Genomic DNA, 14,541 nt, shown 5'->3' on the forward strand with positions numbered 1-14,541 from the left:
GGAATCATGATTTCACCACAAGAAGGAAACATATCGTTAATTGTAGGTCCCATGTTTGCAGGAAAAACACAGTTTTTAGGAAGGGAAGTAACACGACATCAGTATGCAAAAAAACGTATTATTGGCTTTAAACCAATGATTGATAACAGATTTAGTGAAAATACAATTACTGATAGAGATAGAATGTTTGAATTACCATGTCATAACCTCCCAAGGCAACTTACAGAAAAAGAGACGAGAGAGATTTGTAATATATCTTCTTCTTATGAGATTGTTATTTTTGATGAGGTACAGTTTTTCTCTGAAGAAATTGTCACCATTGCGTTAACACTTCGACTACAAGGGAAAATTGTCTATATGAGTGGATTAGACATGTCTTATGAGGGGAAGCCATTTGGTTTTACACCTCAACTTATGGCAGTTGCTAACGCTGTTCATAAACTATCTGCTGTATGTCTTTCGTGTGGAAGTTATGATGCTATTCATACACAAAGACTTGTAAACAATGAACCTGCTCCTCCTGGAGATGAAGTTTTGATTGGAGATACAACCGATTATGAAGCAAGATGTTCTGCATGTTTTGTATATCCTGCATGGGTAGGAAATGAAAAGCTCGCAGGAGTATTACCGAAAAAGAAAGAAGAGTGGATTCAATGAAAAGATTTATAGAATACGTATTACTGACCATTGGTGCAATGATTTCAGCCGTTGCAATTGATTTAATTCTATCCCCTAATAACTTAGTAGATGGTGGTGTTACTGCCCTATCTATTATGGGGAATGAATTGTTTGGACTACCTGTTTATGTTTTATTTATTAGCTTAAACCTTCCCATTTTGTTATTTACGTCCAGAACAATGGGAAAAAAGTTTGCAATTCGCACATTATATGCAAATTTAGTTGCAACAGGCTCTATGATGTTTTTAAAACAATTCCCTCCTATTACATCTTCTGAATTATTAATTGTATTATATGGCGGTTTATTATTTGGTCTTGGTGTCGGAATTGTCGTTCGTCTTGGAGGAGCGATTGATGGTCTGGAAATGTTAGCTGTATGGGTTAATAAAAATTATGGTATTGCAGTAAGTACCATTTTATTAAGTGCTAATGCTATCATTTTAATTGCAGTAGCAATTGTATTTTCTTTAGAGCAAGCAATGTTCTCATTAGCAATCTTCTATATTGTAACGAAAATGATTGACCTTATTTTAGATGGGTTTAATCAAGGAAAATCCGTAATGATTATATCTGATAAAGCCGAAGCGATTGGACAGGAATTAATGAAAGAATTGAATCTTTCTATCACCTACCTACATGGCGAAGGTGGTTACAAAGGAGATGCAAAAAAAGTCATCTACTGTATTACAAGCAGGGTAACCTATTCGAAATTAAAAGATACAGTATTAGAAATTGACCCTTCTGCTATTTTAGAGGCGTCACATACGGCAGAAACAACAGGTGTACGAGTAAGGGAAACGAAATCAGAAGAAAAATAAAAGATGAAGTAAAGATAGTAGAGTATATAAATCTACTATCTTTTTTTATTACAAATATGTAAGCATTCTTTTTTGATTATTTCGAACTGATTCTCACTATAATAGATTAGCTTTATAAAATACATATTGAAATGAGGGATACCTATGATTATCGAAATGATAAACGCTAAAAACAATCTAAGAGAAGAAGTAAAAGTAGGATTTAGTTGGACAACATTTTTCTTTGGAGCACTTGTCCCATTGCTACGTGGTGATTGGAAATGGTTCTTAATCCTTATCGTTGCAGGACTATGTACATATGGGTTTGCAGGAATTATCTTTGCCTTCTTCTATAATAAGATTTACATTCGTGAATTGATTAGAAAAGGTTATACACCTACGTCCGAGTTAGGAAAAGAAACTTTAAAGAGTCACGGAATTATTATGTAGTTTTTATTGACTATAGTAAAATAAAGGTAGTATACTAATCTCAGAAAGAGGTGTTCAAATTGACAGAAACCGCAGAGGAAATGAAGAAGATTTTAACAGATGATAATTTATTCTATGTTTTACAACGAGCTATTAGAAAATCAGAATCTATTGGATTAAGTCAAGATGAAACCGAACAATTCATGCAAGTGTTTTCTAATATTAAAAGAATAAGAGAAGAAAAATAGAATTCAATTTTTACAGGTAGATATGGTAACCATTCTACCTTTTTTGATAGACAATATAATACTTAGAAAGGAGATTTCACATGATGAGACATCTTACTTCGTCCCTTTTATATTACACATGCTATATTCCTATCCTATTATTAATGGGATTTGATTACATATTACGGTTCCTATTCTTTATTACAATAGGTTGGTGGAAAAGTTACTTCCTTTGCTCTCTCAGAGGTCATGACTGGTATTTCATCGGTGGTGGTTGGATTTCTTTTGAATTTGGAAATAAAAATTCTTTTGAATGCAAATGTTGCAAGAAGCAGGTTGCAGATATACCAGATAATGATAAATATTTAGATATGATTGTAGAAGAAAATAAATAAACATAATGAGGTGTTTCATATGCACAACACAAACGATATATTAAATGAAATTATAGCTGTAAGAAAGAATGGCGAATTCCATGTTCATCTAAAGGGACATCCAGGTATTTGTTCTAAAGGAAGAACCATTATGCAAGCAGTAGGCACATTAATCTGTGACCACCCTAACGAATTCAATATCAAATTAAATTATGATGCTCTTGATTCTTTACGACCAACAAAGAATTAAATACAAGAACAAACTAAATTATTATTCAAGATAAAAAGGAGAGTATGTGCCTTGAAACCTCGAAAAACAGTACCAATGACAGAAAGCGATAGAATGGATTTAGAAGATTACTTACGACAAGTCTTACCAACTGATAATGACTCATTGTTAAGTCATTATACAGGTGCAGTTCGAACATATGAAACTGATGAGCAGGCTAAAGAATATTTTGCGGTCATGATTGATAGATTATATGAAGAAATTTTAAAAAGAATGAAGTAAATACTAAAAAAGCAGAGGGAAAAATTCTCTGCTTTTTTACTTTAATAAACTATTAAATTTTAAATCTATTCTTAACTTAACTATTTGTATAACCAAGATTGCTCTTTGCATGTTCTATCAGCCATTGTAGCTCATCAGCATAGATTCTTGTATGAGTTTGGATTGTTCTTCCATCATAGTTTTCACGTGCAAAGTCCAAGAAGTCACGAAGTTCTTTCAACTTCTCTTCCATTACCTCAAGTTTTTCATCCTCTAAAAGCTCATCAAACTTTAATTCTCTACCCCATAATTCTTTATCCTCTTCTCTACGTTTTATGAATTCCCGCTTCATTTCATCCCTATCAGAAAATCTTTCAAGAATTACACCGTTTTTAACAATTCCGTATTTTTTCATTATAAACTGTCCCTTTCTTTTCTAAGTTATCTTCATAACCCTGTTAATTATTAATAGCCTCTCGAATCATTTCCGCATTATTTTTATACCATTCAGATTCTACAAATCCATGTTTTTTATAGAACTTCTTCAATACTCTTTTTCCGACACCAAATTTAGGGTCAATATTTAAAGACAGTTTGAATCCATGTGTATCTGCAATGCGAGTTAGCTCTTCCATCATTTGAGTCCCTAATCCTTGTCTTCTGTCCTCAGTAGGAACACCAATAAAAGCAATAAATATATGTTCATCATTAATCTCATGTATTTCAAACTTAGCTCCCGTTTGCGATTGTATTAAAAACTTCCCCATATACAAGTAATTATGATTGAATCTCAATTCATTAATAAGGAGATTGTTAGATTGACTCTCAACAAAGATACCATTCATCGCTTGTTCAAATTGCTTCTCTCTTTGTTTCTCTAATTGTTCTAAATCTTCTTTTGAAACTCTTTTAAAATCAATCATTTTCTATTCTCCTTTATATAAAAAAGAGCAAATGATATATCCGCTCTTTCATTGTTTTTGTACACATAATCAGCTATTTAATCTCACCCTTACTTAATCTTCTGTACTTTTTTCTCCTTCAATAATAAATGGTGCATACTGAGAAATATATACCTTTTTACCAATACGATATTTTAATTCTCCATCCATAATTTCATAATCATCAATTTTAAGTTCTTTTACTACTTCAGCATTATTATTCAGAAATTGTAATTTCACATCCTTTTCTGGCAACCCCACACATCCACTTAATAAAAATACTGTTCCTAATGCAATCAATGTTTTCTTCATTATTATTCCCATCTTCCTTTATTCGTATAGTTCTATCAATCTCTCTAAAAAACTGCACTCTCTTCACATATAGAAGAGAAATGCAGTTAGATAGATTATTTTACAGATTGGAAATCATCCATTAGATATTTTCCAATTTTGATACTTTCATCTTTTGTAGCAAATAAATGAAAGCTTCTTTCTGAGAAATCAAATTCCCCTGCAAAACCAATCGCACATCCATTTGTAACTAACTGTCCTTGTTTAATGTCATTTTCCATTCGATATATATTCATTTGAATCGCAAGCAAAACTGAATCTCGCCAACTATTGTTTTTTCCTCTGTATACTTCTCTTGCTCTCATATATTCTTCATCTTTTTTTAAAGTCTTAGAAGGTTTTTCACTTACTAAAGCTTCAATGATTGAAGACACATTCCAATCTTCTTTTTTCTTCCTTGCCCAGGCTACAACAACTTCCTGTTCTTCTAAGATTGTCGGTATAACATTTCTAACTTCCACTGATTCTGCTTCACTAACATCTTTCACAAAGCATGTAGAATCTCCGTTAATAATTTCCCATTTTACTTCATCTTTTTCTATCTCACTAAAGATGGTTTCTAAATCATCCTGCTCTGCATCAGATTGAGCCATTTCTTCAATCGTCATCCCTTTGTCATAACACTCAGGGTTTGGTACGTATTCTGTTACCATTGTTCGAATTAATCTAATTTTTTTAGTCATCTCTATCTTCCTTTTCAATTTTATTTATATAAACGGAAATAGCGCTATATTTATTATTTCTTTTTATATTTTTTAATGAGTTTATTAACCTTTTCAGCTACAGTTACATCAGAGTAGAATTGCATTTCGTTATAATTTCGAGGATTCGGATTGTCCTCTTCATTCGATTGACAACCTTCACGATTGAACTGATGTTGCATATTCTCTTCAGGACACCACTTTAAACCGCCCCATGATACCCAAGCATTATCAGAAACACTGACACTGACTTGTTCTACAGATGTAAGCTCATTGTGTTGTCTCAATATCTGTAAGTATTCCTCAAACTGCATTTCCCATGGTTTATAGGAATTACCAAACATCATGACATTTTCTTTTGCAAATTGAACCCTTACGATTTTATCTTTTTGTTTTCTGGCCATCTTAATTTCCTCTTTTCCTTTTTTATTAACAGATAAAAAAGAGTGCAATCATCACACTCTTTTCATTTGTTTATCTACTTAGTTAATGCAGATTTCTGAAATTTATTTTCAAGATTAATCCAAAATTCTTTCTTTATAGCAAGAGCAATTTCAAGTTTCTCTGCAACTTCCTCTGTAATGCGAGTTTCTGCACTTAAGATTTTTAATAAATCTTTAACAGGAATTCCAGTTACAGTTTCTAAATCCATTAGAGAAATATTTCTATCTATCATTACCTCCGCTAACGATTCCACAGGTTGAACACAACCTATAAATCTTTTAGCTTCTTCTAAATGCCACTGAATAACGTGCTCATATTTATCACCAACATAGCCTATTACATACGTACTAAATTCCGTTGCATCAGCTCTTAAATATCCCATCTCCTTTGCCTTGTTAATAATCATGTCCCTAACTAATAAAGGAATACGACTGCCCCAATTTAAAGCGTATAATCCACCATATCCATGAATCCCATTTGATGCTTCTCCTGTCTTAATCCACTCTTTAAAATCACTGACAAGACCCCACATTGTTCCACCAGGAGAAAATCCTCGATGTTTACTTGCAGGATGGAAAGACACTTTTTCTTCCGTATAATCATCAATGTAATAAATATTTCTTCCTTCTAAAACAAATGATGCATAATGATTTTGTGTACCTTTTCTTGATTCATTCGAAAAGAACATTGCACTACTTTTTTCTGTGCAAGCCATATCAACATCTGCAATAAATTTAATTAATTCATTTACCATTTTTACTCTTTCTAATTTTTGTTCGTTTACTTTTACCATAACAAACATCCTCTCAAATTAATTAGTATTAATACCTTGTTTTTCATATCTATTTATTATAGATATAGGAGGTATTAAAAATTACGAAAAAATATAGCAAAATAACAACCGCTATTTTAGATACATATCTATAAATCTACACATAAAATTTCGACTCTTAATCATAGAGCTATTCTCTGGTCCACAAAGTACAATCCCTGTTTTTTGATGCATTGCTTTTAAACATGGCAATGAACTACTTACACGAACTCCTTTTGTTTCCCATTTGTCATAGCTATAAAAAAGGAAATCTTTATATGTAAAACTCATTACATGTAACGTCTTTCCTTCTGAATCCATTACCAATACCTTTTCCTCATCTATGCCATACAGCAACTTAGGTCACCCCCTAACAACATTCGTGATATTTCTTCTACCTCTAACAAATCAACTAAACTTGCTTTATTATCATGAATCTCAATTGTTCCATCCAGATAAAACTCATATGTAATTACGTCCTTTTCAACAAACAAAACTTCATCTTTAATCGAACAGTTGAATCCATTTCTTTCAAATACTTGCTTGAAATCTATAAAGTCAAATTTATCCAATTTCCAAATCAAAAACTCTTTTTTCGAAAAATCCCCTTGATACACAATGACCCTACTTTTTGTTTCTGCTAAACATTTACTTCCGTAGCAAATCTCTTTATCTTTCTTTTTGAAAATTTGATATACCTTAGAAGGCTCCCATTCTCTATAACGAGTATGTATCTGAAGCTCCTTCAAATTATCAGCAATTACTAACAGTTCTGCTCTTGCCCTATGAATCGTTTCTTCACTTTTAGCTTCCCCGTATGCATCTTGATATTTTGATAAGTTCATTTCTAAAGAAGACTTTCGTTTCTCCAGTTCTTGTTTTTTCTCCACGAGAGATTTTAGTTCATTTGCAGTTGTTTTAAGTAGTCGTTTCGGAAATCCTTCTAATTTCTTTTGATGTTTATCCATTGCTTTTAGCTGATATTTGAAATAAGCTACTTCTGTTTTTGTTTGAAGTATATTTGCGGGCAATACTGTATATTTACTACAAAACGAATTAAATATATGTAGTTCTGAACTTCCCAAATGCAAAAAGCCAATAACTTCATCCTCTACATACAAATAGATGACCACTTCAAAACTACCATGCATACAAAAACGAAAAACACTATTTGAAGGAATTATATGTTTGTTTAAATAATCCTCAATATCCTTGGTAATAACCATTTTGTTCGAATGACTTAATACTCTCCACAATTTTTCATTCTTTATAAATTCCAAACAATTTTCTATGCTTTTATCTTTTAATAGAAGAGTTGCTTCATTTATCAATGTTCTTGAGCTTTCTACAAGTTCATCAAGTTCTTGTTTTTTACCTAACATGTTGTATCACCTCCATTATTTCCCTGGTTCTTATTCTTTTTATTCCAATGAAATAATTTATATATTCCACTTGCGAGTACAGAGAAGACATTGTAAGTGACTTGATATGGTGTGTGGGCCTCTACAAACATAGGATATTCACCTGCTTCATCAGGGAAGTTTTTCTTAACGTAGTATATATATCCATCCATTCTTAATTGATGTAATACAAAAGTTGTCGCCAATAATTCTTCAAAAAAACCACTTAGTTCTATATATAATCCTCTATCAATTATTTGAAAACCCGCACCTATTTTATATGGTCTTTGATACATCTCGCGTTTTTCTAAATTCCGTACTTTTGATTTAGGAATAAGAATAACAATATACTCAGCTTCTTTAATTCTATTCCCCTTGCCATCAGTTGCACCATCATGTCGTTTCCTTTTAACCTTTGTCACATAACAACCTTTTTTCCCTTTAATATTCACTTTGTTTTTTCCAAAGATAGAACCAACCTCTGCTGATATCATCGTTCACTCACCTCAATCAAAATAGTTATCTAACTTTAATTATCTATAGTTAATACTATTTCATTCATTTACTATAGTCAATTATTTTATTTTGTGTATAATAATGATTATGACTTACTATTTTGAAGTAATGGAAAGGGGAATGAAAATGGCTTTACAAACAAACGCTGAAGAAACAGATTGGTTACATAGACAAAACAACATCCTTCTCGATATAGAAAGTAACCCCTCTTCTTATTCTGATGCACAAATAAAGAATTTTTTTGATATATTTTACAATACGATTTGCTCTTGGCAACTAAAATATCCAACGCAACATTTAATGATGTTTTGGGCGATTGGTGCAGATTATGATGGGTTTATTGCAGGAAATAACCATTCTTTCATTGGTTTGTATCGAGAATTAATGGATATGGTTAAAGATGGTGATATGACAAAACCAATTAGAGCAGTTTCGAATAACCAATTAATTGAAATCCATGAAGATGGAACCAAAGTTGTAGTTGAGTCAAACTACGAGGAAAAAGAAAGAAAGAAAAAACAAAAAAGAAAGGATGATGCAGAATGAAGCGTAAAGATTCGATTAATAGATTAAAAGAAATTAAAAGTGAATTAGAAAAGAAACTATCCCAACTTGATAAGGATTCTTCCTCATATCAAATGCTTAAAAATAAAATTGGACATTTTTCAGAGGCAATTGATTTGCTAAATGTGTACTTCGATTCAAACGGTGTGTCAACTGCTACGATGATTCAAACAATACAAGTTGGGCAAATTGCACAGTGTATGAATAGCCCACGCACAAATGAATTAGACTTATGTCCTGCATATAACAATGCTTATTGTGTGAAGAAATATGAGGATGGTTCTATTCGATGGTTATTTGGCAAAAAAAGAACATTAAGAATGACACCTTTTGTTGCAGATAATGCTTTGTGGGTTTTACAAAAATAATAAAGTATCTAATAGGAGGACTGGCATATGAACTTACAGATAGAGGATGCTATATTATTTGACGCTATTTTTAGGGAACAAACAAATCATCCCTTTGTTAAAAAAAAAGTCATCTTAGAAATTTCTCAACCAATTATTTGGGAGTTGAATTATAAAAATGAAACGTATTTGGTTTATCTTTTACAAGACACTTCAAAACAAAATAACTTTGGAGTAATAACCATTCGAGAATTATTATTCAGCGAAGTAAATGAGACTACTGTTTCTAAGTTAATGAACTCTGAGATACCCATATCTGATGCTTTCTTTACATCGAATAATATATGGAGGATTGGGAAAATTGATAGTAAACTATATCCGAGAAAACCATTAAAAAGCTATAAGGAAATAAAAGATAGATTCCCAAGGCAGGGAATAACTTTAAAAGATGTACAGAGTATATAAAAAAGATGGCTTACAAGAAGTCATCTTTTTTGTTATATTTCTTTCCTTTGTGCTTCGTAAAATCTTTCATAAAAATTATCTGGTGTTACCAATACAAAAAATCTCTCGTAATATATAGGAGATAGCATATCCAAAGAAAATGAGTCTAAATTTCCTAATTCATTTCGAACATACATATATTTTTTCGTTACTTTTTCAATTTCATATTCCTTGTCATATTCAAACAAGAGGATTTTCCCATTCTCTCTCATTCTCATTGTGGTACGAACATGAGTTATTTCAACGCCCCTAAAATCTTTCATCATACAGCTAAATCTCTTCTTTCTTTAACTGCTTATTTTTCATCTTCTTAAGTTCTAAATCGCTGAAATACCCTCCACAATCAGGACACCAAGACGTAGGTGAATTAGATGCATATCCATGCTCTAAACGTGGATGACTACATTTATCCTCTCGCTCTTTTCGAATTCTCCCTAACTCTCCATTTCTAAACTCTTTGCCACAATCCAAACATTGAGGGTATCCTTTTTCAAGCGAAATTGCGTTATGATAACATTCCATGACTTCTATCTCTCCCTTTATTATCTACTGTTGTTTTTCTATTAATTCCATTAAGCCCTCTTTCCGTAAGAAGACCTGCATGTAATCAATCGTATGTAATAACTTATTCAGCAACTCTACATCTTTTGGTAAATCCATAATCATCCAATCTTCATATAAGGTGCTGTTTGCTACCCTACACTTTTCTATGCATTCCTCATAATACTTTTCAACGTCTTTCTTATTACCTAATTGATGACGAGTAAAAAAGTTTCTATCAAACAGAATGGCAGGTTCTTTCATTTCAAACAGAACCTCTCCCCTTTCATCAAACAAATATATACTTCCGTATTTCTCAGCATATTTATACATATATAATTAACCCCATTCATTTTTATTTAACAATCTACATTAGCCATTATTTTAAATTTATGAACAACTTTTCTGCACATTGCCTTGGAACTACATACCAATCAGTTTTTAACTTTTTAAGAGAATTACTGTCTATCATTATCCATCCATCTACATGCTTATTATTTTCGTTAAACCATTGCTCATAAACAGCACTCGCACTATTAAATCGGTAATATGTATTCATCCCTTCCTGAATGCAACAACAAATATATCCTGCTTCTAATTTTTCCATTGCACCAAAAATGTCCATGTATTCAACATCATAATCTTCTTCAACTGCAACAAATAATTTTACTGAGTTCCCTTCAATTTTTAGCCAGGATTTTAATTCTTCATTGTCTTGAGATTTATTATAGAATCTTTTCAAAACTTCTACAGTAGATATTACATGTTGCTTCGCTTCTTGGATTTCTATAGCTACAAAGTAAGGTATTTTTATATTATTCATATGAATCTCTCTCTTTCTATGTAATACATGTCAGATTCTTCTTAAGATACATTTTTTTGTTTTCTACTCTTAATATCTGAAGCAAGCACTTGAAAAGAAAGAACTTGACTTCCATCTATACAAAGATAGCGATTCTCATCACAATCTTTTCTTGCGTAAGTAATGGACAATGGTAATTTTTGTTGTACTGCTTCTTTCATCGTCTTTCTTATCAATTGCAATGTATTATCTATATCATCTACAGAAAGGTAGATATCTTCTATTCGATATTTTGTGCCATTCAAACATTCTATAACTATCCAAACATCTATATCATTTTTTTCATCATTCGTATTATGTAGAATTACATCATATGTTTTCATTTCATTCATTTTAGGAAATTACCTCAATATCGACAGTCCCAGCAATTTCAGATGTAATAGTAATACCTGCCCACTCCAGAACACCTAAACAAATAACAGCTATTAGGTCTACATGTTCTCGTTCATGTATAACGTTTTTCCCTTTATCAAATATTTTAAAAGTATAGGCCGTTTGTTTTTCATTCACTCCAATTGAAAATTTCACATGTTGTTTCTTCAATTCATCCAAAATCATAAAAGCTTGCTCTTCTTTCCTCATAGGATTAAACTTGTGAACTGCCATGATTTCTTGTCCATCTTTATCTACATATACACGAATAGGATTCCAATTTTCCTCACTAAACGGTCTTTCTATCTCTTTCCATCCCATACATCTTTCTGCTATTACATCTGCTATAAAACCTAAGATATTCATTGCCTTTCCCCCTCTTTCTCTTTTTCAATGAACCAATTTCCATAAACAATATCTTCTAACATTAATTTAAAATCAGATTCATGAACCATAGTGCGATTTAATTCGCCACTACATACGACTTCCATTTCGATAAAATATCTCGAATTTTTACGAAAACGTATCTTTTTAAAAACCACATTATTATTTTCATATTTTTTATTCGTAACCACTATCCACTCTTGCATTCCTTTTTTTCTCAAAACAGATACAAGGTTTTGAAACGGACAAAACTCAATCTTTTCTAATTCCATTTCATTTACACACTTCTTACAAAAATGTCCTGATACTTTAAACCCCATATCTATTACCTGCACATGCACTTCTGCTACCTCATTACAAAATAAACAGTTCTGTATATCCCTTGTGAATTGCGGTGAAACAATCATTTGTTTTTTACACATAACGCACATCTCCCTCTTAGTTAATTTTGTTGAATTTATATATTAAATCTGGATATTTTTCTTTTAAATACCTACGTTTTTCATAATCGTCAATCATAGGCGAAATTACCTTATAACAATGAACAAACCCAATAATGAAACCAATACTTAAAATTGATATAAGCATTGTCATCATTATCCAATCCGTTGTGTTTGTATATATTTGTATGAGAAATATCGTTATAACGGCTCCAAATATGATTGATAATCCGATGCCCTTGTCTTTCATATAGAAGTTAAAAATGAATTTCAATTTGCTTATTCCGCTCAGTTTAACCATTCGGAAACACCTCTTTTTTCATTGACTATAGTATATAAATAATGATAAACTAAATCCATAAAAAATGAAAGTTCAAATTCGATTAACGGTCAAAAATAGCGTAATCATAGCTCATTATTTTAAATGTGTAATGCGTTTATTTAGGAGTGAAAAATAGAATGCAAACAAAAATTAGATTTTTTGATGGATGCGGTAATTTCCATGACGAAAAAATCACATCTAAAAACATGTATGAATTAGAAACGTCCATTATTTCTATTCAACAGGAATTATCGGTTAAATGGACATACCCTGACAACCAAAAAGCAGTTGTAAGATGGCGTAAAGTGAATGACCCTTCCCAATCAGAAATTAGTTTGAAAGTTGAGATTGATTTACAACAAGAAAATCAATTTATTGAGTTTTTAAATAAGCAAGGATGGTTCTTTAACAAAATTCAATACACCAAGTCTTTATATTTATGGCGAGTAGATATTGATAATCAAAAAGATAAAGAAATGATTCAATTCCTACCCTATGTAATTCGAATATCTGATATGGCAAAGATAATATTAGATTAATAAAACGAATAAAAATATAGCGTAAAACGATTACGAAATGCGTATAAGAAATAGAAACTATTTTACTAATAAAAATAAAGAGGTGATTCAATATGGTCACAGAAAGAACAGTAGCAGTATACAAACAAGAAGGTAACAACTATATTCGTCAATATTCATTCCCTACTGAAAATCGCCCATTTGTAATTGGAGAAGTCATTCGTGGAGCAGATGGAGAGAATTATGTGATTTTTGAAATTGATGTTGAAGTGGCCGTTGTTCCTGAAATAAAACATTCCGATTAGAGAGCTCTTATGCTCTCTAATTTTATATACTTTTACAAATCAAATTAGGAGGGATTTTTATGGAGGATTTGGATTACCTTGAGGAGAACATTTTAAAAAAACTATTTGATATTGATGGTGAACATAGCACATCAGGAAAATCTGATTTTGACTTTTTCGTATCAGGACCACCTGCATATGTATTAATTAAGTTAAACGGAACTAACGCAGAATTGTATTTTTCAAACGAGTGGGCAGATTATTTAGAAGACACTAAAGAATTAAGCACTGAAGATATTACAAATCTCAAGAAAAAGGGTTACACATGGCAATAGATTTTTAATTTATTAGTCGCTCATCTGAAAAAAGACTACGGAGAGATGGCAGAATGGAATTATCTAAAGAATTAAACCCTCACTTAGAATAGTTTAAAGTGGGGATTTTTTTAATCGTCAACAACCTCTCTTTTAAAGAATATTTATATAAATTGATGAACAGTCTATAATAAAAAGAGTTTACATATCTGGTATTTTAAAAAATATAATTACAAGGAGTGTTTTATTATGAAAAATTCTTACTCATTATGTTGGATTAATACACCAAAATGGGGAGATGAGGGTACTTACAAAAAATCTATGCGATTTGATTCTATTGATGAAATCATTGAAAATATGAAAAATTGTTATTATAGAGGCGAATGGGTTGAAGATGAAAATGGAAATAAAGTAGATATTGATTTATCGAAGTACACTTTAAAAGAAGAAGCATAGGATAAGAGATTTATACAATGAAGGAGTGAATAAAATGAAAAAAGAATTGAATGTACCAGTAATTTTACCAGAACATGAGAAAGTTGTTGTTTGGGTACTACATAAAATAAACAGAGATAAATTTCCAGAAGGCGAGCTTACCGTAAAATACTATATGGACTGCGAAACACCATCTAAACGTAAAATGCATGATACAGAGTATGTAACTATGTGGGATATATATAATTCTTATACAAGAGAACAAAAAGATAGTATTAATCGTGCAATAATAACAGGGATGTATAGGCTGACAACTGATATAAAAGAAGGGGAAGTTGTTACAGATGGTAACTGTGTTGGATTTGCCTTTAAATTCGATTACAATTGGAAAAAAAGATCCTTCAAATTGGCGACTTCCAAAAGTGCTAATTTAAATTGGTGTGATGATGGTAGTATTGATAAATTTCAAAGAGTTATTCAAAGTTAAAGAGGGAAA

General features: G+C 31.4%; 32 protein-coding genes. 15 read left to right on the top strand and 17 right to left on the bottom strand.

Annotation, left to right across the window (positions count from 1 at the left end; all coding sequences use genetic code 11):
- The first annotated feature begins 6 nt into the window (after positions 1-6).
- The 7 genes from MHB52_RS32800 (at position 7) to MHB52_RS32830 (ending at position 3,016) form a co-directional block, all read left to right on the top strand.
- Entirely contained in the window at positions 7-657 is a 651-nt protein-coding gene (locus tag MHB52_RS32800) for a thymidine kinase (RefSeq protein ID WP_061662324.1), read from the top strand.
- Complete coding sequence (locus MHB52_RS32805; protein ID WP_061662323.1) at positions 654-1,496, top strand: YitT family protein; 843 nt, start codon at positions 654-656, stop codon at positions 1,494-1,496. The genes MHB52_RS32800 and MHB52_RS32805 overlap by 4 nt, the downstream gene beginning before the upstream one ends.
- Positions 1,497-1,640: 144 nt before the next feature.
- The gene (locus MHB52_RS32810) at positions 1,641-1,925 is read left to right on the top strand and encodes a hypothetical protein (RefSeq protein ID WP_061662322.1); all 285 of its coding nucleotides are present in this window, start codon (positions 1,641-1,643) and stop codon (positions 1,923-1,925) included.
- Positions 1,926-1,984: 59 nt separating this feature from the next.
- A complete protein-coding gene (locus MHB52_RS32815; RefSeq protein ID WP_172796974.1) occupies positions 1,985-2,152 on the top strand; it encodes a hypothetical protein in 168 nt (55 codons plus the stop codon).
- An 80-nt stretch (positions 2,153-2,232) separates the two neighbouring features.
- Positions 2,233-2,526: a hypothetical protein gene (locus tag MHB52_RS32820; protein ID WP_253703061.1), complete on the top strand. Its 294-nt coding sequence runs from the start codon at positions 2,233-2,235 to the stop codon at positions 2,524-2,526.
- 19 nt (positions 2,527-2,545) lie between these two features.
- The gene (locus MHB52_RS32825; RefSeq protein ID WP_061662321.1) at positions 2,546-2,755 is read left to right on the top strand and encodes a hypothetical protein; all 210 of its coding nucleotides are present in this window, start codon (positions 2,546-2,548) and stop codon (positions 2,753-2,755) included.
- 51 nt (positions 2,756-2,806) lie between these two features.
- A complete protein-coding gene (locus tag MHB52_RS32830) occupies positions 2,807-3,016 on the top strand; it encodes a hypothetical protein (RefSeq protein ID WP_061662319.1) in 210 nt (69 codons plus the stop codon).
- A gap of 76 nt (positions 3,017-3,092) precedes the next feature.
- Here MHB52_RS32830 and MHB52_RS32835 read toward each other — a convergent pair whose 3' ends face one another.
- The 9 genes from MHB52_RS32835 to MHB52_RS32875 form a co-directional block, all read right to left on the bottom strand.
- A complete protein-coding gene (locus MHB52_RS32835; RefSeq protein WP_061662317.1) occupies positions 3,093-3,410 on the bottom strand; it encodes a hypothetical protein in 318 nt (105 codons plus the stop codon).
- Positions 3,411-3,453: 43 nt separating this feature from the next.
- Positions 3,454-3,918, bottom strand: a complete 465-nt coding sequence (locus MHB52_RS32840) for a GNAT family N-acetyltransferase (RefSeq protein ID WP_061662315.1) — start codon at positions 3,916-3,918, stop codon at positions 3,454-3,456.
- A 93-nt stretch (positions 3,919-4,011) separates the two neighbouring features.
- Positions 4,012-4,248, bottom strand: a complete 237-nt coding sequence (locus MHB52_RS32845; protein WP_061662313.1) for a lipoprotein — start codon at positions 4,246-4,248, stop codon at positions 4,012-4,014.
- Positions 4,249-4,343: 95 nt separating this feature from the next.
- Positions 4,344-4,970, bottom strand: a complete 627-nt coding sequence (locus MHB52_RS32850; protein ID WP_061662312.1) for a hypothetical protein — start codon at positions 4,968-4,970, stop codon at positions 4,344-4,346.
- Between the two features lie 53 nt (positions 4,971-5,023).
- The gene (locus tag MHB52_RS32855) at positions 5,024-5,392 is read right to left on the bottom strand and encodes a hypothetical protein (RefSeq protein WP_061662310.1); all 369 of its coding nucleotides are present in this window, start codon (positions 5,390-5,392) and stop codon (positions 5,024-5,026) included.
- 74 nt (positions 5,393-5,466) lie between these two features.
- Entirely contained in the window at positions 5,467-6,225 is a 759-nt protein-coding gene (locus tag MHB52_RS32860) for a helix-turn-helix transcriptional regulator (protein ID WP_253703059.1), read from the bottom strand.
- 111 nt (positions 6,226-6,336) lie between these two features.
- A complete protein-coding gene (locus tag MHB52_RS32865; protein ID WP_080451493.1) occupies positions 6,337-6,600 on the bottom strand; it encodes a hypothetical protein in 264 nt (87 codons plus the stop codon).
- Positions 6,585-7,625: a hypothetical protein gene (locus MHB52_RS32870; RefSeq protein WP_061662306.1), complete on the bottom strand. Its 1,041-nt coding sequence runs from the start codon at positions 7,623-7,625 to the stop codon at positions 6,585-6,587. The genes MHB52_RS32865 and MHB52_RS32870 overlap by 16 nt, the downstream gene beginning before the upstream one ends.
- A complete protein-coding gene (locus MHB52_RS32875; protein ID WP_061662305.1) occupies positions 7,619-8,137 on the bottom strand; it encodes a hypothetical protein in 519 nt (172 codons plus the stop codon). The genes MHB52_RS32870 and MHB52_RS32875 overlap by 7 nt, the downstream gene beginning before the upstream one ends.
- Positions 8,138-8,285: 148 nt before the next feature.
- Between MHB52_RS32875 and MHB52_RS32880 the strand changes: the two genes are divergently transcribed.
- The 3 genes from MHB52_RS32880 to MHB52_RS32890 are packed head-to-tail and all read left to right on the top strand — an operon-like array spanning position 8,286 to position 9,535.
- Positions 8,286-8,705, top strand: a complete 420-nt coding sequence (locus MHB52_RS32880) for a hypothetical protein (protein WP_253703057.1) — start codon at positions 8,286-8,288, stop codon at positions 8,703-8,705.
- Entirely contained in the window at positions 8,702-9,091 is a 390-nt protein-coding gene (locus tag MHB52_RS32885) for a hypothetical protein (protein WP_061662303.1), read from the top strand. The genes MHB52_RS32880 and MHB52_RS32885 overlap by 4 nt, the downstream gene beginning before the upstream one ends.
- A 27-nt stretch (positions 9,092-9,118) precedes the next feature.
- On the top strand, positions 9,119-9,535 hold the full coding sequence (locus MHB52_RS32890) for a hypothetical protein (RefSeq protein WP_061662302.1): 417 nt from the start codon (positions 9,119-9,121) through the stop codon (positions 9,533-9,535).
- A gap of 32 nt (positions 9,536-9,567) precedes the next feature.
- On the opposite strand, the gene MHB52_RS32895 is transcribed toward MHB52_RS32890, so the two are convergent.
- From MHB52_RS32895 to MHB52_RS32930, 8 genes are read right to left on the bottom strand one after another with little or no spacing between them, the layout of a single operon-like run.
- Positions 9,568-9,840 carry a hypothetical protein gene (locus MHB52_RS32895; RefSeq protein ID WP_061662300.1) on the bottom strand — a complete coding sequence of 91 codons (273 nt, stop codon included), beginning with the start codon at positions 9,838-9,840 and terminating at the stop codon, positions 9,568-9,570.
- Positions 9,841-9,844: 4 nt separating this feature from the next.
- Positions 9,845-10,096 (bottom strand): hypothetical protein, encoded by a 252-nt coding sequence (locus MHB52_RS32900; protein WP_061662299.1) that lies wholly within the window; start codon positions 10,094-10,096, stop codon positions 9,845-9,847.
- 24 nt (positions 10,097-10,120) lie between these two features.
- Entirely contained in the window at positions 10,121-10,447 is a 327-nt protein-coding gene (locus MHB52_RS32905) for a hypothetical protein (protein WP_061662298.1), read from the bottom strand.
- A 46-nt stretch (positions 10,448-10,493) separates the two neighbouring features.
- Positions 10,494-10,937 (bottom strand): hypothetical protein, encoded by a 444-nt coding sequence (locus MHB52_RS32910; protein WP_061662297.1) that lies wholly within the window; start codon positions 10,935-10,937, stop codon positions 10,494-10,496.
- A 41-nt stretch (positions 10,938-10,978) separates the two neighbouring features.
- Positions 10,979-11,308, bottom strand: coding sequence for a hypothetical protein (locus MHB52_RS32915; protein ID WP_061662296.1), 330 nt, complete (start codon positions 11,306-11,308; stop codon positions 10,979-10,981).
- Between the two features lies 1 nt (position 11,309).
- The gene (locus tag MHB52_RS32920; protein ID WP_061662294.1) at positions 11,310-11,714 is read right to left on the bottom strand and encodes a BC1872 family protein; all 405 of its coding nucleotides are present in this window, start codon (positions 11,712-11,714) and stop codon (positions 11,310-11,312) included.
- Complete coding sequence (locus MHB52_RS32925) at positions 11,711-12,154, bottom strand: hypothetical protein (protein WP_061662292.1); 444 nt, start codon at positions 12,152-12,154, stop codon at positions 11,711-11,713. Before MHB52_RS32925 ends, MHB52_RS32920 begins: the two co-directional genes overlap by 4 nt.
- A 16-nt stretch (positions 12,155-12,170) precedes the next feature.
- Positions 12,171-12,473, bottom strand: a complete 303-nt coding sequence (locus MHB52_RS32930) for a hypothetical protein (protein WP_061662291.1) — start codon at positions 12,471-12,473, stop codon at positions 12,171-12,173.
- Between the two features lie 158 nt (positions 12,474-12,631).
- On the opposite strand from MHB52_RS32930, the gene MHB52_RS32935 reads away from it, so the two are divergent.
- The 5 genes from MHB52_RS32935 to MHB52_RS32955 all read left to right on the top strand — a co-directional run bounded on the left by MHB52_RS32935 (position 12,632) and on the right by MHB52_RS32955 (position 14,532).
- Positions 12,632-13,033: a hypothetical protein gene (locus MHB52_RS32935; protein ID WP_061662290.1), complete on the top strand. Its 402-nt coding sequence runs from the start codon at positions 12,632-12,634 to the stop codon at positions 13,031-13,033.
- 92 nt (positions 13,034-13,125) lie between these two features.
- On the top strand, positions 13,126-13,317 hold the full coding sequence (locus MHB52_RS32940; RefSeq protein WP_061662289.1) for a hypothetical protein: 192 nt from the start codon (positions 13,126-13,128) through the stop codon (positions 13,315-13,317).
- A 59-nt stretch (positions 13,318-13,376) separates the two neighbouring features.
- A complete protein-coding gene (locus tag MHB52_RS32945; protein ID WP_061662288.1) occupies positions 13,377-13,631 on the top strand; it encodes a hypothetical protein in 255 nt (84 codons plus the stop codon).
- Between the two features lie 228 nt (positions 13,632-13,859).
- Positions 13,860-14,066 (top strand): hypothetical protein, encoded by a 207-nt coding sequence (locus MHB52_RS32950; RefSeq protein ID WP_061662287.1) that lies wholly within the window; start codon positions 13,860-13,862, stop codon positions 14,064-14,066.
- 34 nt (positions 14,067-14,100) lie between these two features.
- Positions 14,101-14,532: a hypothetical protein gene (locus MHB52_RS32955; protein WP_061662286.1), complete on the top strand. Its 432-nt coding sequence runs from the start codon at positions 14,101-14,103 to the stop codon at positions 14,530-14,532.
- The last annotated feature ends 9 nt before the right edge of the window (positions 14,533-14,541 follow it).

The sequence above is a fragment of the Bacillus sp. FSL K6-0073 genome (assembly GCF_038006085.1).
Taxonomy (GTDB): domain Bacteria; phylum Bacillota; class Bacilli; order Bacillales; family Bacillaceae_G; genus Bacillus_A; species Bacillus_A cereus.

What these genes read in the sequence shown, in the direction of transcription:
- MHB52_RS32805 (WP_061662323.1), top strand. Translation starts at nt 654, where the DNA reads ATGAAAAGATTTATAGAATACGTATTACTGACCATTGGTGCAATGATT.
- MHB52_RS32895 (WP_061662300.1), bottom strand. Translation starts at nt 9,840, where the DNA reads ATGATGAAAGATTTTAGGGGCGTTGAAATAACTCATGTTCGTACCACA.
- MHB52_RS32810 (WP_061662322.1), top strand. Translation starts at nt 1,641, where the DNA reads ATGATTATCGAAATGATAAACGCTAAAAACAATCTAAGAGAAGAAGTA.
- MHB52_RS32955 (WP_061662286.1), top strand. Translation starts at nt 14,101, where the DNA reads ATGAAAAAAGAATTGAATGTACCAGTAATTTTACCAGAACATGAGAAA.
- MHB52_RS32910 (WP_061662297.1), bottom strand. Translation starts at nt 10,937, where the DNA reads ATGAATAATATAAAAATACCTTACTTTGTAGCTATAGAAATCCAAGAA.
- MHB52_RS32825 (WP_061662321.1), top strand. Translation starts at nt 2,546, where the DNA reads ATGCACAACACAAACGATATATTAAATGAAATTATAGCTGTAAGAAAG.
- MHB52_RS32870 (WP_061662306.1), bottom strand. Translation starts at nt 7,625, where the DNA reads ATGTTAGGTAAAAAACAAGAACTTGATGAACTTGTAGAAAGCTCAAGA.
- MHB52_RS32940 (WP_061662289.1), top strand. Translation starts at nt 13,126, where the DNA reads ATGGTCACAGAAAGAACAGTAGCAGTATACAAACAAGAAGGTAACAAC.
- MHB52_RS32945 (WP_061662288.1), top strand. Translation starts at nt 13,377, where the DNA reads ATGGAGGATTTGGATTACCTTGAGGAGAACATTTTAAAAAAACTATTT.
- MHB52_RS32835 (WP_061662317.1), bottom strand. Translation starts at nt 3,410, where the DNA reads ATGAAAAAATACGGAATTGTTAAAAACGGTGTAATTCTTGAAAGATTT.
- MHB52_RS32925 (WP_061662292.1), bottom strand. Translation starts at nt 12,154, where the DNA reads ATGTGTAAAAAACAAATGATTGTTTCACCGCAATTCACAAGGGATATA.
- MHB52_RS32840 (WP_061662315.1), bottom strand. Translation starts at nt 3,918, where the DNA reads ATGATTGATTTTAAAAGAGTTTCAAAAGAAGATTTAGAACAATTAGAG.
- MHB52_RS32950 (WP_061662287.1), top strand. Translation starts at nt 13,860, where the DNA reads ATGAAAAATTCTTACTCATTATGTTGGATTAATACACCAAAATGGGGA.
- MHB52_RS32935 (WP_061662290.1), top strand. Translation starts at nt 12,632, where the DNA reads ATGCAAACAAAAATTAGATTTTTTGATGGATGCGGTAATTTCCATGAC.
- MHB52_RS32890 (WP_061662302.1), top strand. Translation starts at nt 9,119, where the DNA reads ATGAACTTACAGATAGAGGATGCTATATTATTTGACGCTATTTTTAGG.
- MHB52_RS32855 (WP_061662310.1), bottom strand. Translation starts at nt 5,392, where the DNA reads ATGGCCAGAAAACAAAAAGATAAAATCGTAAGGGTTCAATTTGCAAAA.
- MHB52_RS32905 (WP_061662298.1), bottom strand. Translation starts at nt 10,447, where the DNA reads ATGTATAAATATGCTGAGAAATACGGAAGTATATATTTGTTTGATGAA.
- MHB52_RS32900 (WP_061662299.1), bottom strand. Translation starts at nt 10,096, where the DNA reads ATGGAATGTTATCATAACGCAATTTCGCTTGAAAAAGGATACCCTCAA.
- MHB52_RS32845 (WP_061662313.1), bottom strand. Translation starts at nt 4,248, where the DNA reads ATGAAGAAAACATTGATTGCATTAGGAACAGTATTTTTATTAAGTGGA.
- MHB52_RS32930 (WP_061662291.1), bottom strand. Translation starts at nt 12,473, where the DNA reads ATGGTTAAACTGAGCGGAATAAGCAAATTGAAATTCATTTTTAACTTC.
- MHB52_RS32915 (WP_061662296.1), bottom strand. Translation starts at nt 11,308, where the DNA reads ATGAATGAAATGAAAACATATGATGTAATTCTACATAATACGAATGAT.
- MHB52_RS32800 (WP_061662324.1), top strand. Translation starts at nt 7, where the DNA reads ATGATTTCACCACAAGAAGGAAACATATCGTTAATTGTAGGTCCCATG.
- MHB52_RS32880 (WP_253703057.1), top strand. Translation starts at nt 8,286, where the DNA reads ATGGCTTTACAAACAAACGCTGAAGAAACAGATTGGTTACATAGACAA.
- MHB52_RS32820 (WP_253703061.1), top strand. Translation starts at nt 2,233, where the DNA reads ATGATGAGACATCTTACTTCGTCCCTTTTATATTACACATGCTATATT.
- MHB52_RS32850 (WP_061662312.1), bottom strand. Translation starts at nt 4,970, where the DNA reads ATGACTAAAAAAATTAGATTAATTCGAACAATGGTAACAGAATACGTA.
- MHB52_RS32875 (WP_061662305.1), bottom strand. Translation starts at nt 8,137, where the DNA reads ATGATATCAGCAGAGGTTGGTTCTATCTTTGGAAAAAACAAAGTGAAT.
- MHB52_RS32920 (WP_061662294.1), bottom strand. Translation starts at nt 11,714, where the DNA reads ATGAATATCTTAGGTTTTATAGCAGATGTAATAGCAGAAAGATGTATG.
- MHB52_RS32885 (WP_061662303.1), top strand. Translation starts at nt 8,702, where the DNA reads ATGAAGCGTAAAGATTCGATTAATAGATTAAAAGAAATTAAAAGTGAA.
- MHB52_RS32860 (WP_253703059.1), bottom strand. Translation starts at nt 6,225, where the DNA reads ATGGTAAAAGTAAACGAACAAAAATTAGAAAGAGTAAAAATGGTAAAT.